We start from the raw sequence: 14,149 nt of genomic DNA, 5'->3' as shown, positions 1-14,149 counted from the left end.
TTGGAATTGCCCACATAATGTTAGTGAAATAAATGTTGCAAATTAGTTGATTATAATTTATATTTGTATCAAATAAAAGGATACAGCTATGGACATCTTCAAAGGCATGAGTTTATTTCAGTTTCAAGAGCGATTTAAGACTGATAATGATTGTAGAGAATATCTTGCATACTACAAATGGAAAGAAGGCTTTACCTGCACAAAATGTAGTCATAATGATGCATGGAATAGTCCAAGCGAACCTTTTACTAAGATATGTAAGCATTGTTTAAGACCACATTCTGCAACGGCACATACAATATTTCATAATATCAAATTTCCATTGAGGACTGCATTTCACATTGTCTTTGAAATGGCTACAACGACTAAATCTCTTTCTGCTTTACAGATGGCAAGAAAATACGACATCAATAGAAAAACTGCATGGTTATTCATGCGTAAATACCGTGAAAGCCTTAAATCAAGTGGGGATTATCCAGTAGATAATGATGGCGGTGATTCAGTGGTTTATGTTGATGAATTTGTCGTTGGTGAATATGAAGGGGGTAAAACAGGACGAAGCAATGATGCAAAGAAACGCAAAATCGTTATGGTGGTTGAAGCCACGAAACGTAATGGAATCAAACGAGTCTATGGATTGAAAATCAAGAATTACTCAGGTAAAGAACTACGAAGAATATTTGATAAACACATTGCATTAGGTACAGAAGTCATTACAGATGGTTGGAAAGGCTACAACCGAATGGATGGTGATTATGATATGATTGAGGATAAATCAGGAATGAAAAAGAACAATAACCCGATGAATCGAATGATTCAACAATTCAAATCATGGATTCGTGGTGTTTATCACAAATCTTCACATGAACACATAGAATCATATTTGAATGAGTTCTGTTTCAGAATCAATAGAAGTCAGTGGAAAGAAACTCACTTTCATTCGGCTATTCTTAAAGGTATTGCTCACCAACCATTTCCAAAGAAATTAATTCCATGTGCCGTTTAAGCCTAAATATTTACAAAAAATGACATTTTGATTTCAATATATACTACAAAAAACGTAGTATATGAAGAAATTAAAATACATAAAATTGTTTGAAAATTTTAATCAAGATAAATTTGATATAAATTTATCAAAGTATGATTTTAGTGATATTTCAGTGGTGTCACCTGAAATTAAGGCCATATGCAAAGCTGCTGAACAAGAACTGAAAAAAATTACAGGTATTCAATATTTCAGTCTTGACCATGTTTATGATACTGGTACGCTTTCCGAAGATAAAAGTACAGGTAATTTAACATTGGAATTTTCGTATGATGTTGATGAAGAAGATAGCTTTAGCGTGACATATCTATTTAAACAACAAGGCATTAATAGTCCCTTATTTAAGGTAATCAAAGACTAATTTTACAATGAATATCCATTGAGTGTGTATTGATAGTAATATACATATTCTTTCATGTAATATCAACTAACTCTAAATGGGCAATTCCAAAGATATTAAAGCCTAAAAATCCAATTAATTTGTTGTGATGGTTTTAAAGCGCGTAACTCGTGGATGGCGTATTTCTCGGTATGTGGTGTATCGTGAAACGATGGTTGATTTTAAAACATTTTTCTGGTCCTTTATTGGCGCTTTTTTGGGGATCGGGCTGATTGCTTTTTTGCAGAGTTTATTATTTCGGCAACTTGATAATGTGTTTTTAATCGGATCGTTTGGTGCGTCGAGTGTGTTGGTTTATGGTGCTTGTCAAAGTCCATTGGCTCAACCTCGTAATTTGCTTGGCGGTCATGTTGTTTCTGCGTTACTGGGGGTTTCTATTGGGCGTTTTGTGCCTGATATCATTTGGTTGTCAGCACCGTTGGCCGTAGCCGGATCCATCGTGTTGATGCAACTCACCAAAACGTTACATCCCCCCGGAGGTGCTACGGCTTTGATTGCCGTGATTGGCGGTGATCGGATTCAGGCTTTGGGATATGGTTACGTGGTATTCCCGGTGTTTACAGGTGCGTTGATTTTATTGGTTGTTGCCATCGTGTTTAATAATATGAGTGGGTTGTACCGCTATCCGGTAGGCAATGGCATTAAACGGATGCGATGGATGAGGAATTATTTTAGGAGGTATTCGTGAGGTTGTTTAATGTTCAATTGTATTTGAGTTTAACGGATTAGATATTCTTTTTATGTTCATCCTTCTGGTTGTGTAAAACTTGACTCATTCCAATCTCCTGTTTAATAGACATGAATGCTTCCCTGTGCAGCCGGCAAATATTTTACCCCCAGCCAGGTAATTATTAGTAGCACAAATGCAACCGGCAACATCCACAATGCAAATGTTTCAGATGCAGTTCCTTTGCGAAGTCTGATGTGAATGTATGCCACATAGGCTGTTGCGGTAATGAAGGCCCATGTTTCTTTAGGATCCCACGACCAGTAATGCCCCCATGCTGCTTTTGCCCATAATGCGCCCATCAAAAGGCCAAGCATCAGGAATCCATATCCAATATATATCAGGTTGTCGATGAGGTCGAAGATGCCGGGGGCGTAACCTTGCGGTCGGTTCAGTTGAATGATGGCTCCGATGGTGGCCGCTCCCAGCATGGCATACGACAAAATGTAGGAGGTGACATGTGGCACAAACCAATTGCTTTGCAAGGCCGGCATTAGACTCTTGGAGTGGATTTCGGGTTTCATCAGGTTCATCAGCACAAACACTGTTGCCACCACAGCCGAGAAGCTCAGTAACCACGGATAGCGCCAGCGGCGGTATGCCACATATCCCACCGACGAGAGGAAGAACGAGTACCACAACCGTGTTTCACCCATGGTGCGTAATGGTGGTCGTTCTAAGTGCATCCAAAAACCGATAATGAACACTGCAAAAATGGCAATGCCCAATAACATCAGCCAGTTGGCGGGTGTGCTTCCCCGCTTGTGATAAATTGTTGTTCCGGCACCGCACCAGCATGCCATGGCCGGCAGAGCAAACCATATAAAGTTATTCCAAGTCATGTTTTGTTGTCTTTACTTTTCGGCCAATCCACAACATGCACACCGACCCCAGCATCATCATGATGATGCCTGCAATCACCGGCATCAACCACGGATCATATACCAGTTCAAAGCTGCTGAACGCAGACAAACGTCCGGCGTTGTTGTCATAACCATATTGATAAATGGTCCAGGCACCCACGCTCACGGGATGGTTCACGCGCAGAAGTGCCGACTTTTGTTTGCCATCCTTTGTGTACACCACGATGTCCGATTCAAAACTACGTGGTTCGGCGGTTGTCATCACCAGGCTGTGATGGTCATCGAGCGAAAGTGTCATCACCATTTGTGTCTGATTGCCTGCACACACCCATCCTTTGCGTAGCAGGGAATCGTTATATGCCCGAACCAGCACGGCCGGCGATGCCCCCGGCATGGGAACTTCGCGATAGGTGCTGTCGCTGTTACGGACGGCTTGGTGAATGTATTGTTCCAATTGGATGGTCCAACCCGCAAGTACTCCTGTTGGTGTATCTGTATCGATGGCAAAGAACTGCGGATTCTCAAAGGGGAGCACTTGCCCGTTGTGACGGTCGATGATGGCCAGTCGTGGCGGATAAACATCCATGTCAAAATCCTTTAGTTCAATGGCCAAAGGCAACTCCCTGATGTTGTTTTCGTCATCGTAAACGCGCCATTCTGTTTCCCCTTCCCTGACGTACATCACGTAGCGTTCCATGTCGGCATAACCTAGTCCCGAGGCCATTAAGAGCAGCCAGAGACCAATGTGGTTCAGGTAAAAAGCATAGTCGCGCCACCGAAATGCGATGAGTCGCCGTGCGTTGAGTGTGCCAAGGGATAGTAACGTGAGGCTGTAGATGAGCACAAATGGCCACGATCGCGTCATGATGTCGAACCCAGGTTTGGAATTGGTCGCCGTTTCGTCGGCTTGTTGGGGAGTAAAGCCCATGATGATACCTAAAATCAATAACCCCATGAGCAATGAGACTGCCATGCTAACCCCCGACAGCCATCGAACCCAATGGTTGTTGGGAGCTTTGAACCCCATTGTTACACAGGCGGCAGTCAGCAGACCGGCAATGATGAGATTGGACGGGAACGCCAGCAGGTAAAAATTAAAGGAGCCGACCGTGAGTTGTAGGATAATGCCAATGGCAATGATGCCGGCAGTCACCGCAATGCTTTCGGGATATCCCCATGGTGACTGCCAGAATTTTCTTTTATTGATTGATGTCATTATAATGATGAAACAATTTTGCCTTCTGATTTGGCTTTTTCGAGCCAGGCGGGCAGTGTGGTTTTAAGCCAGTTGTCTTTTTCTGTCCTTAAGGTTTTCATGTCCAGTCCAATGTATTCCTGTGCTTTGGATTTGGTGGAAATATCGGGGAGTTGTATGTCGGTTACGCCAAGTGAAAATAGCACTTTTTGCAATTCCAGTTGTGCTTGCAGCGATCGATCAAGGCTGTGTGCCAATATGCGTTGTGTTTCAACGGGGGCATGGAAAGCACCGCCGTGAGATGCGACTGCGAAGTCCCATCGCCATTGAGCTTGCCTAATCAGTTGCAGGGCTTGTTGCATATTGGCATCGGAGGCGCCATTGTCCCAGGCTGTTCTGGCCATGATGTGTGCCTTGCTTAGTTCTTGTTCTATGCGGTTGCGTATTTCCAGTGCTTTGTCCTGATAAGTGTAAACATAGTTGCGCAAATTATCTTCGCTGTCGCGGTGACAGGTTTGACAAGTCGAAGATATATTTTTTAGCGGGCTCATGATTTGATGGTCGCTGTATTTGATGCCACCTTCAGCTTTGTAAGGCATGTGGCAGTCGGCACATCCCAGTCCGCGTTGAGAGTGAGGGCCGAGGAGAAAAAGTTCGTAGTCCGGGTGCTGGGCTTTTAGCATCGGGGCTCGGCTCAGTGCATGTGTCCAGTCGCTGTAGCTCATGGTATCGTAATAGGCTTCCATTGTTTCAACCGTGAATCCGCCATCCCATGGGAAGGTTAGGTACTTGCCTTCTCCTTTAAAATAGTATTCAACATGGCATTGCGCGCAAACCAGCGACCGCATTTGTTGTGGTGTGGCCTCCGAAATCTTGCGCCCTTGTCGTTCAAAGGCTTCAATGAGTGCCGGACGGGTAATGGTCAGATGCATGGTTTGCGGGTCGTGGCAATCGGCACAGCCAATTGGATTGACAATTTCTGCTCCGTTGGCGCTCCAGGCGGCTTTGTAAAAGGCTTCGATGCCGACTTCCATCATTCGGCGGGGCACATCGGGGCTTTTACAAGTCCAGCAGGTCGATGGTTGCATGTCTTTATGGGTTTCGTCGGGGGTGCCGGTGCGCAGCGTGTGGGTCACGTCTTCCACCGCGTGCATGTGTCCACGAGGCGCCGAGTAGTCGCGGGCAAATGCATATCCGGCCCATAGCACCACCATTTCAGGACGATGTTCAAGCACATCTTCGGGCGTGTTGCCCAAATGTTTGCTTTTGAAATTCATCTCCTTGGTTTTCTTCCAGGTGTTGTATTCGCGAGGATAATTGATACCCCACTCTTCGTTTTTGGCATTGATCCCCGAAATCGCAATTCTCTTGTTATTGTAGAGCGTGGCGATTTCGGCTCTCCGCTCGGTGATGGAAGCGGCCAAGAGTCCCAGTAAAAATACTGCCACCATAACGACGGTAAACAAAGCCCATCCCAAAATGGGTTTGCGTCTGATTGATTCGGTTAGTTTTCGTAACATTGTATGATTTCGATTAGTTGTTAGTCATCATTTTTTTCAACCATCCCGGCACGGGCGATTTAGGCAAGGGAGCCACCACGTTGGGTGCCGATGAAAGGTTGCTCACCACTGTGTGCGGTACATCCCGGTGGCAATCCCAACACGCTTTTCCCATGCCTGCCTTCACTTGGGTGTACGCAATCATTCCGGTTTTTACAAATTCGGTGTTCAACTGCGAGTGGCAACGAATGCAGTTGTTCATAATCACGTTTTTGCTGGCATCACGAGGGCGTATCACCTGTGGTTCTGCTTTCATGGTAAAAACGGCCGAATGGTACAAGCCATCCATGGCCTTGAATGCGTATTTGTTAAAAACGTTGTCCTGCGGGACGTGGCAGTCGTTGCAATGGGTTTGTTTGCCGTGCGAGCTGTGCTGCCACGATTGATAATAAGGTGTCATGATATGGCAGTTGATGCAGGCCGTGGGATCGTCTGATACATAGCTGTGTGCCCGCGACATGTATATGGTGTAAGCACCAAGGCCGGTGGCAATGCCCCCCAATAAAATGAGCGGAACAATAAACTGCCGGGGTAGTATAGTGAAGGGGTTTTTCATTTGATTGACGGGTTAGCTTGCGTGTTTTGCTGTTGGTTCTTCGTTTGGGGTTGCTTTTCGCTTTGTCCGTTTTGAATGTTCAAGTTATGAATTTTTTTTAGAAAAGGAATAGTTTGTTTTAAATCCAATTTTGTGGTTCGCTGTCGTGTTCTAGCAAGTCATCATTTTTTCCGTTTTTGCAGGAACAACTTTTTTCATGATATTTTTTTTAAAATGTCTATTTGGCTTTTTACATGTCTTGTTAAGACCCCTTAATTTCTATTTTTGCATATTCATGCCATGAATGAAGTTTTCATTGATGGTATGTTGTGTGTGAAAGCTTAATAATCAAAACTACGATGGAGCCAGTTCGCAAACACCCCCAAGAGTTATGGGTGCTTTTTTTTACCGAAATGTGGGAGCGTTTCGGTTATTATCTCATGTTGGGTATTTTTTCGCTTTATATGCTCGATGCCCTTCATAAGGGGGGATGGGCTTTGCTCCCCATTAAAAGTCAGATATTTATGGTACCTATCTGGGGTTGGTTTATCTAACACCATTTATTGGCGGCCTGTTTGCCAACCGAATCATGAAAAAAACCATCATTCAATGATAAAAACTCCTACGCTCAGCGAAATTCAGAATTTCAAGGGCAAATATCCACGTCAACTTTGGTCACTTTTCTTTTCCGAGATGTGGGAACGCTTTTCGTTTTACGGCATGCGTGGCATGTTGGCCTATTTTATGGTGCAACAACTGCTGATGCGCGACGATGAGGCGCAATTGCAATATGGCGCCACCCAGGCTTTTGTGTACGCCTTCACGTTCATTGGAGGATTGCTGGCCGATAAGATTCTTGGTTTTCGGAAGTCACTTGTATGGGGGGCGTTGTTGATGATTTTGGGCAGTATCATCCTGGCTACCAATCCTAAGGCTTTCTTTTTTGTTGGCATTGGTTTTACCATTGTTGGAACCGGCTTTTTCAAACCCAACATTTCGACCATGGTGGGACAGTTGTATAAAGACAATGATTCTCGACGTGATGCAGGGTTTTCGATGTTTTATGCCGGCATCAATTTGGGTGCCATGCTTGGTGGATATTTGTGTGTCTGGATTGGTAAGTCGTACTCTTGGAACCTGGCTTTTGGTTTAGCAGCCATTGTAATGACTATCAGTTTGGTTACCTTTTTAATTACCAAAAAGCAGCTGGGTCCCATTGGTTTAATGCCTCAGAGGTTCGATGAATCAGGAGCACCTATCCCGATGCGTCGATGGCGCGAAGTATCGGTTTACTTATTGTCCTTGGCCGTCATTCCGCTTATCGTCTTCATGGTGGCTCATACGCGTTACACCGATTGGTTTATGTATCTCATTGGTCCGGCCACATTGGTTTATCTCTTGTTTGAGATGACCCGCTATTCGGCTGCTGAGAATAAGAAATTGGCTGCCGCATTGGTGTTCATTCTTTCATCCATCGTGTTTTGGGCATTCTTTGAACAGAGTGGCGGTTCGCTGGCTTTGTTTGCTGCCAATAACTTGCACGATACCTTTTTTGGTTTACGTCTCGACCCCAATGGGGTGAATAATTCGTCCAATGCCTTGTTCGTGATTTTGTTTGCGCCCCTTTTGGGTTTAGGATGGTTGTGGTTGGCAAAACATCGGCGTGAGCCCAATACAGTGGTCAAATTTGGATTGGGATTTCTCTTTTTAGGGTTGTCGTTTTTCATTCTTTACACCACCCGATTTTTTGCCAATGAAGCCGGACTTACTTCGCTCGAAATCTTTACGCTGGCCTATTTTGTGATGACTTTTGCCGAATTGTGTCTGTCGCCCATCGGGTTGTCTATTATGACCAAACTTTCCCCTAAACCCCTGCAGGGTGTGATGATGGGCATGTGGTTTTTGGCCAGTGCTTATGGGCAATATGTGGCCGGTATTTTGGGGGCAGGCATGGCCTTGGTACATGATAATGCTACGCAGTCGGAGAAGCTTATATCCTATACGCAAGGCTATCAAAATCTGGCCATCTACGCTCTTGTCATGGGGCTCATTCTCATTGTTGCATCAAAGGGCATCAAGCGATTGATGCAAGAGGTGAAGTGATTTATTTTGCGTTTTTTGTTTTACCGTGGTCATGTAATATCAGCATTGGGTATTCGGGATGCATCACCATTTGTCGGGTAATGCTTGGATGAAACAGTCGTTCGAACATGCCCGCGTTGTGACGCACCATGGCCACGATGCCGGCTTCGTTTTCTTCCATGAAGTTGTTGATGCCTTTTACGATGTCTTCATCTTCGATGAAATTGAACGACACATTGATGCCGGGGAAGTGCTCGGCAATTTTCTCTTCGCATTCAATGCGGTTCAAATAATCTTCTTCATCCAGCACGTTAACAAAAAGCAATGGCGCATGGAGCATGTGTGCAATGTCGCGGATGGGGTCAATCATGCGGTCGTCCTCAAAGTCATGCAAGTCGGTAGCAAAGGCAATGGTTTCGGGCTTGCTGTATTTGGCGTGCTTGGGGATGACAAAGATGGGCGCTTCAATGTTTTTGATGACTTCATAAGCGCGGCTCCCCAGTAAAAAATTTTCAAGTGCCGATTCGCCCCGACATCCCAGCACGATGAGGTCGTAAGCGTTTTCAGTGAGTTCTTTGTTGATGACCTCGATGAGCGAGCCAAAGAGGGAGAGGAGTTCAATTTTTGCTTCAGGAAAACGGCGGTGCAAAATGTCGTATTCGTCATTGAGGGCTTTCATGCTCTCTTCTTCCAGTTCTTTCTGAATCTGAACCACGTATGGACTGCCACTGAATTCCAGGTCGTAGGCGTTCATCAGGTAAAATGTCATGTTTTCCTTTTCGAACATCTTTAAAGCGTATAAGGCAGCATTGCGCGCCGTGTCCGAAAAATCGGTCAGTAGCATGATTCGTTTCATGGCGGTTTATTTTGGTGTTTGACAATGATTAAGTCGCTTTGAGATTACACAATGAGAGACACCCTTAAGGGGCGATGAACCATGTTTTTACACTATTAAATTACGTCATTTCAGTGTTTTTTCCAATTTTTTTATTTGATGGTCACCTTTCGACTCTTTCCTTTGTTTTTGGTGTATGTTCGTGCGCCTTTTTTTTATCCGGCCTTTTGATTTTTGCTAAATTGTGACTTAGCTAAGTTTCAATAATGAGAAAATGATTTTTTTTATTTCTTAAGCAAGATGGCCTCATGTGTCAGATAATGAACTTATCACCTCAGTTTTTTTTGTCGATTATCAAATTCCAAACTATGACTCAATTAGAAAGGTTAGGCTACAATGTCGAAATTGAGCGCTATCGGTCTCATTATTCTACGTTTGATGTGGGGCGCGTTATTGTGCAGCATCGCGATCGGTATGTGGTGGCATCCGAAACTGGCGAGCATTTGGCCGAAGTGACCGGGGCTTTTCGTTATTTGGCGGAGTCATCGAACGGTTTTCCGGCAGTGGGTGATTGGGTGGCTGTTTCGCACCACGATGAGCTTGATATGATACATGCCGTTTATCCCCGAAAAAATGTGCTTACCCGTTTGGCCGTAGGGCAATATGGGCAGTTGCAGCCGGTGGCCGCGAATCTCGATTTAGCGTTTATTGTCACAGCGGTGGGGCACGATTTCAATATCAATCGCGTGGAGCGTTTTGTGGCGCTTTGTTTAGCCGAAGGCATTCGCCCCGTGGTGCTGTTGAGCAAAATAGACCTGGCTGATACGGCTTTGTCTGACGACATGATCCAACAATTGCATAACAGGTTGCCCGAGTTGACAATTATTCCGTTCAGCAGCCTGAACGGCACAGGTTACGAACAAATCAGGGCTATGATATTGCCCGAGATGACCTGTTGTTTATTGGGTTCTTCGGGAGTTGGCAAATCCACGTTGTTAAACCGACTTGCCGGAGCCGAATGGATGAAGACACTCACCATTAGTGATTCTACGCAAAAAGGTCGGCACATGACCACACATCGTGAGTTGGTGGTGCTGCCCGGCGGGGGTGTGTTGATTGACAATCCCGGAATGCGCGAAGTGGGGATTTCTGATGGTGGTGATGGTGTGGAGCAGACATTTCGTGAGATTGCCGACTTGGTTCGTCAATGCCGGTTTCGTGATTGTACGCATCGACACGAAAAAGGATGTGCCGTACTACAGGCTCTTGAGAATGGAGATATTAGCCGTCAGGCCTATGAGAATTATCTGAGACTGGAGCGGGAAAAGCATCATTATCAGCAAACGTTGCATGAAAAGCGGAAAGGGAACAAGAAATTTGGGAAGATGGTTAAGCAGGTGTTGAAAGACAAACGGCGGTTCGATGAGCTTCCGTGAATTACGATTGCTCTTTGATGGCATATTTTCGGCGCATGATAAATTGCCCCTCTATGCCGTCTTCGTCGATGCTGCTGCCGCGTATTTGCTCGTTGTCATAAATCCAGCCGATGCGGTCTTCGAGGTTGAATTCCCAATCGCCTTCCACATCAAAGAGTTCATAGCCCACCGCTTTGAATTTGACCTGTTCACCAATTAAAAAACCTTCGATGTCTACGCAAACCACAAAGGGGACATCGCCTTCGATGCGTTCTTCGTAAACCATGGAGCCGGTGATTTTTTGACCGTTTTGGCGAATGGTCATTTCCCCTTCGTCAACCCCATAGCCGAAGTCTTCGCGAAAGTGCCACACGCCGGTGATATCGATGGGTTTCTTTTTCATGATCATGGTAACGAAAATGGATGATTGTTCGTGTTTTTTTCTCTGCTATCAAAAATCATACCTTTCCGCAATAAAGAAATAATACCGGAATCTACAAAGATTCCGGTATTATTTCAAGAGCAAAGCCCTGTTTTCGGTCACGTTATTTGAGCAACGAAGGGCTTTTGCTTGTCAATTCGTATCAATAGATGACGAATGTTTAAAGCGATGTGCCAATCATAAAGGTGGCTGCAAAACCAAGGATGGCATACAACTCGGGGAATACTGCCAAAATGAGGGTGTTCCCGAACACGTCATAACCAGAGCCGATGCCTGAGATTCCGTTGGCGCAAATTTGTCCTTGGCGGATGGCTGAGAACAGACCTAAAAGTCCCAGCGCCATCCCGGCACCAAAAACGCCTGCTGCTTGTAACCAGGTAATTTGTTCGGTGAGGATGCCCACCATGTTGTTGAAAATAAAGAAACCGCCAAATCCGTAAAGACCCTGTGTTCCGGGAAGGGCGCTCAATACAAGATAATTACCGAATGCGTCGCTATTTTTTCTAAGCGCCCCGATGGCGGCATTACCGGCGATACTTACGCCATAGGCACTGCCGATTCCCGAAAGGGCCAGCATCAATCCAACTCCGATATACGCAAATACAATAGGTGTCATGTTTTTTAATTTATTAAAAGGTTATTGACTAATTTTTTTGAAAGGTGAATAGGCTTTTCCGCCACCGTTAAAGCCTGCGTTTTTATAAAATTCAACAAAAGTTAAGCGCATGGGGTGAACGAACGACCCCAGTACGGCCATGAAAATGTTGAGCGAGTGGCCAAAAATAAGAATAAGTGCGGTGATGATTTGACCCAATACAGGTACGTCGGGCGATAGATTGAATGCCAGCTGGTTAAATACCATTCCTAAAATCCCGCTGGAAAGTCCCAGTGCAAACAGTCGGATGTACGAGAGCACATCACCTGCAATACCTGTCACCATGTTGTAGCTGTCCCAAAGTCCGGCGCCTACGTTGATGAGGATGTTGCGGCGAGGATCGTTAAATACGAAAATGCCTAGTCCTGCAACACCTAATACAATCATGTGCAGGCGCCCCAGCATCCATCCTTTTTCGGCATCGGCCATGTCGAGGGCGTACATGGCAATGGACGACACGATGACCAGAATCCATCCAATGGTTGAAAATGAATATTTGAAACCATTTTGTCGACTGATATTGAAAACCTTCACCATCATGCCAAAAACAATTTGAACCACGCCTAAGCCCAGTGCCAGATTGAACATCTGTTGGTCATCGAGCATGTATTGCTTGAGGTTTTTCAAGGCATCAAAATCGGTGAGCTTGGCACCAAAGAACGTTCCCGTGATGGAGCCGAACAGGACGGCTGCCAGCGAAAGAAAAATCATGAGTGTGGCCATCGGCTTGTATTCGGCTGCCAGGCGCGGACGCACAATTAGTCCGGCCAAAACCAGCAACAATCCATAGCCTGCATCGCCAAAGCAAAAGCCAAAAAACATCATGAAAAATGGCGCAAAGAAGGGGGTTAAGTCCATCTCACCATAGCCGGGAAGGCTGTAAAGTTTCCCGATGGGTTCAAACAGTTTGCTAAACCAGTTGTTGCGCAGCAAGATGGGTGGCTTTTCGTCAGGAGTTACTTTTTCGCCTCGTAACCACAGGATGTCGCTTTTATCCAGCAGGTTCTGCAAGCGTGTATCTGCATCGGTCGGTACCCAGCCTTCTATCAAGCGTATGTTTCCTTCGGCTTCGTCGAGCGTGTGTAATTGTGCATGGTTGGTTGCAAATTCATTTTGCAAGCCTGCCGCATATTGACGCAACACTGCGGCGCCTCCATTGGCCAGTTGTGCTTGTTCAGCCATCTTCCCATCGATGGTCGCTTGTGCTTGCGCAATTTGCGAATTCACGTCATCAATGCTTTTGTCGGGCAAACGTAATTCGTCGGCTTCGGGCAATTCGATGGATAAATGGGCGGGTGCCACAATGACGAAAAATCGTTTGTCATCCGTTTCGTTGATGATTTCGAGCGGGTATTGATCTAGCCATTCTTCTCTGAATCGATGTGTCGAAGCCGAATAAAAGCATGTTTTCAGCCCCATGTCGTGCAGACGGGTGAGGTTGTCGCGTTCAAAACTACCCCACGGTGCCAGCAATGCCAGTTCTTTTTGCAGTTGAACGATGCGCTGCTTTTCCATTTCAATGACTTGCGAGGCGTTTTGAAAGGCTTGCAGAATCGCTTCACCATCGGTAAATACGTTGGCCGGAGTTTCTTCTTCAGGCTTTTTGCTTTCAAAAGCTTTGGTCAAACGAACGATTTCCTTGGTTTTGCGCATGGCCTCCTGCATGGCAGCAGTTGGTTCGCGGTCGTGTTCAATGATGTGAAGCACGCCCAGCTGTTTCAAATCACCCATAAACCGGTCGTAATCGGCCGGGTGAATGAGAAACGCGTATTTATTCATGGGCACTATCATGATGCTTCCTCCATTTGTTGTTGACGGTTTTTGACGATTTTCTGTGCTGATTTGGAGAGGTTCTCCTCATCTTCGAGAAAACGTTTGATTTTTAAGATGGCATCCTGGTAGCCGGGTATTTGCACTTTTTCGTAAAGGTTCACCTTTTGGGTGGTTTTTTTACGAGCAAAATCGAGCAGCATCATTTTTTGGCGAAACACCTCTTTTTCGATGCCTGTTTTTGCCAGCTCACTGATGATGGCGATACCGGCCGGTACCCACACGGGGCTGGTTGTGAGGCTGAACGGAGCTGTATCGAACTCAATGCCTTCGAGTACAGGGGTGCGTACGCCGGCAATTTTCTTCACCGAAAGGGTCACGTCTTTGACCCGAACCAGATTGGTGTCGAATTCGCCCCACAATTGCACCATGTCGTCATATTGTACCAATTTCTCGGCCATGAGACTGTCCAGTTCCTGTGAACGGTCTTTGGCACGTTTCACCTCCATCCGGAGTGCCGACTCTTTGTTTTTAAGTGTCGGCAGTGCCCGCTCCCGTACCTTCAGTTGCTTTTCGAGCGTCTGTTGGGCTGTTTTGTTGTATTGAAAGTTAATGGCCATTGTTCA

15 protein-coding genes are annotated in these 14,149 nt (G+C 45.5%); 6 read left to right on the top strand and 9 right to left on the bottom strand.

Going from position 1 to position 14,149, the window contains the following annotated elements; translation table 11 throughout:
• Window positions 1-88 precede the first annotated feature (88 nt).
• The 3 genes from LX69_RS12900 (at window position 89) to LX69_RS12890 (ending at window position 2,133) form a co-directional block, all read left to right on the top strand.
• Window positions 89-1,006 carry an IS1595 family transposase gene (locus LX69_RS12900; protein WP_111446465.1) on the top strand — a complete coding sequence of 306 codons (918 nt, stop codon included), beginning with the start codon at window positions 89-91 and terminating at the stop codon, window positions 1,004-1,006.
• Between the two features lie 61 nt (window positions 1,007-1,067).
• Window positions 1,068-1,406 carry a hypothetical protein gene (locus LX69_RS12895; RefSeq protein ID WP_111446464.1) on the top strand — a complete coding sequence of 113 codons (339 nt, stop codon included), beginning with the start codon at window positions 1,068-1,070 and terminating at the stop codon, window positions 1,404-1,406.
• Between the two features lie 127 nt (window positions 1,407-1,533).
• Window positions 1,534-2,133 carry an HPP family protein gene (locus LX69_RS12890; RefSeq protein WP_111446463.1) on the top strand — a complete coding sequence of 200 codons (600 nt, stop codon included), beginning with the start codon at window positions 1,534-1,536 and terminating at the stop codon, window positions 2,131-2,133.
• Between the two features lie 101 nt (window positions 2,134-2,234).
• Here the strand turns inward: LX69_RS12890 and ccsA are convergent, their stop codons facing one another.
• From ccsA to nrfH, 4 genes are read right to left on the bottom strand one after another with little or no spacing between them, the layout of a single operon-like run.
• On the bottom strand, window positions 2,235-3,014 hold the full coding sequence (gene ccsA, locus LX69_RS12885; RefSeq protein ID WP_111446462.1) for a cytochrome c biogenesis protein CcsA: 780 nt from the start codon (window positions 3,012-3,014) through the stop codon (window positions 2,235-2,237).
• Window positions 3,001-4,251 carry a cytochrome c biogenesis protein ResB gene (locus tag LX69_RS12880; protein ID WP_111446461.1) on the bottom strand — a complete coding sequence of 417 codons (1,251 nt, stop codon included), beginning with the start codon at window positions 4,249-4,251 and terminating at the stop codon, window positions 3,001-3,003. Before LX69_RS12880 ends, ccsA begins: the two co-directional genes overlap by 14 nt.
• Window positions 4,251-5,750, bottom strand: coding sequence for an ammonia-forming cytochrome c nitrite reductase (nrfA, locus tag LX69_RS12875; protein WP_111446460.1), 1,500 nt, complete (start codon window positions 5,748-5,750; stop codon window positions 4,251-4,253). The genes LX69_RS12880 and nrfA overlap by 1 nt, the downstream gene beginning before the upstream one ends.
• Before the next feature lie 13 nt (window positions 5,751-5,763).
• On the bottom strand, window positions 5,764-6,345 hold the full coding sequence (nrfH, locus tag LX69_RS12870; protein WP_111446459.1) for a cytochrome c nitrite reductase small subunit: 582 nt from the start codon (window positions 6,343-6,345) through the stop codon (window positions 5,764-5,766).
• A 338-nt stretch (window positions 6,346-6,683) separates the two neighbouring features.
• Here nrfH and LX69_RS12865 point away from each other — a divergent pair, with 338 nt between their 5' ends.
• On the top strand, window positions 6,684-6,878 hold the full coding sequence (locus LX69_RS12865) for a hypothetical protein (RefSeq protein WP_111446458.1): 195 nt from the start codon (window positions 6,684-6,686) through the stop codon (window positions 6,876-6,878).
• A gap of 55 nt (window positions 6,879-6,933) precedes the next feature.
• The gene (locus LX69_RS12860) at window positions 6,934-8,427 is read left to right on the top strand and encodes a peptide MFS transporter (protein WP_111446457.1); all 1,494 of its coding nucleotides are present in this window, start codon (window positions 6,934-6,936) and stop codon (window positions 8,425-8,427) included.
• A gap of 1 nt (window position 8,428) precedes the next feature.
• Here LX69_RS12860 and LX69_RS12855 read toward each other — a convergent pair whose 3' ends face one another.
• A complete protein-coding gene (locus LX69_RS12855; protein WP_111446456.1) occupies window positions 8,429-9,262 on the bottom strand; it encodes a universal stress protein in 834 nt (277 codons plus the stop codon).
• Between the two features lie 347 nt (window positions 9,263-9,609).
• Here LX69_RS12855 and rsgA point away from each other — a divergent pair, with 347 nt between their 5' ends.
• On the top strand, window positions 9,610-10,677 hold the full coding sequence (gene rsgA / locus LX69_RS12850) for a ribosome small subunit-dependent GTPase A (protein WP_111446455.1): 1,068 nt from the start codon (window positions 9,610-9,612) through the stop codon (window positions 10,675-10,677).
• Window position 10,678: 1 nt separating this feature from the next.
• Here rsgA and LX69_RS12845 read toward each other — a convergent pair whose 3' ends face one another.
• From LX69_RS12845 to LX69_RS12830, 4 genes are all read right to left on the bottom strand, one after another.
• Entirely contained in the window at window positions 10,679-11,059 is a 381-nt protein-coding gene (locus LX69_RS12845) for a hypothetical protein (RefSeq protein ID WP_170124387.1), read from the bottom strand.
• A gap of 199 nt (window positions 11,060-11,258) precedes the next feature.
• A complete protein-coding gene (locus LX69_RS12840) occupies window positions 11,259-11,714 on the bottom strand; it encodes a V-type ATP synthase subunit K (protein ID WP_111446453.1) in 456 nt (151 codons plus the stop codon).
• Window positions 11,715-11,735: 21 nt separating this feature from the next.
• Window positions 11,736-13,532 carry a V-type ATP synthase subunit I gene (locus LX69_RS12835; protein ID WP_170124386.1) on the bottom strand — a complete coding sequence of 599 codons (1,797 nt, stop codon included), beginning with the start codon at window positions 13,530-13,532 and terminating at the stop codon, window positions 11,736-11,738.
• 8 nt (window positions 13,533-13,540) lie between these two features.
• Complete coding sequence (locus LX69_RS12830; RefSeq protein ID WP_111446451.1) at window positions 13,541-14,143, bottom strand: V-type ATP synthase subunit D; 603 nt, start codon at window positions 14,141-14,143, stop codon at window positions 13,541-13,543.
• Window positions 14,144-14,149: the final 6 nt, after the last annotated feature.

The sequence above is a fragment of the Breznakibacter xylanolyticus genome (assembly GCF_003254275.1).
Classification (GTDB): Bacteria; Bacteroidota; Bacteroidia; order Bacteroidales; family Marinilabiliaceae; genus Breznakibacter; species Breznakibacter xylanolyticus.
The sequence above is the reverse complement of the archived record's forward strand: the minus strand, read 5'-3'. Positions and strand labels throughout refer to the sequence as shown.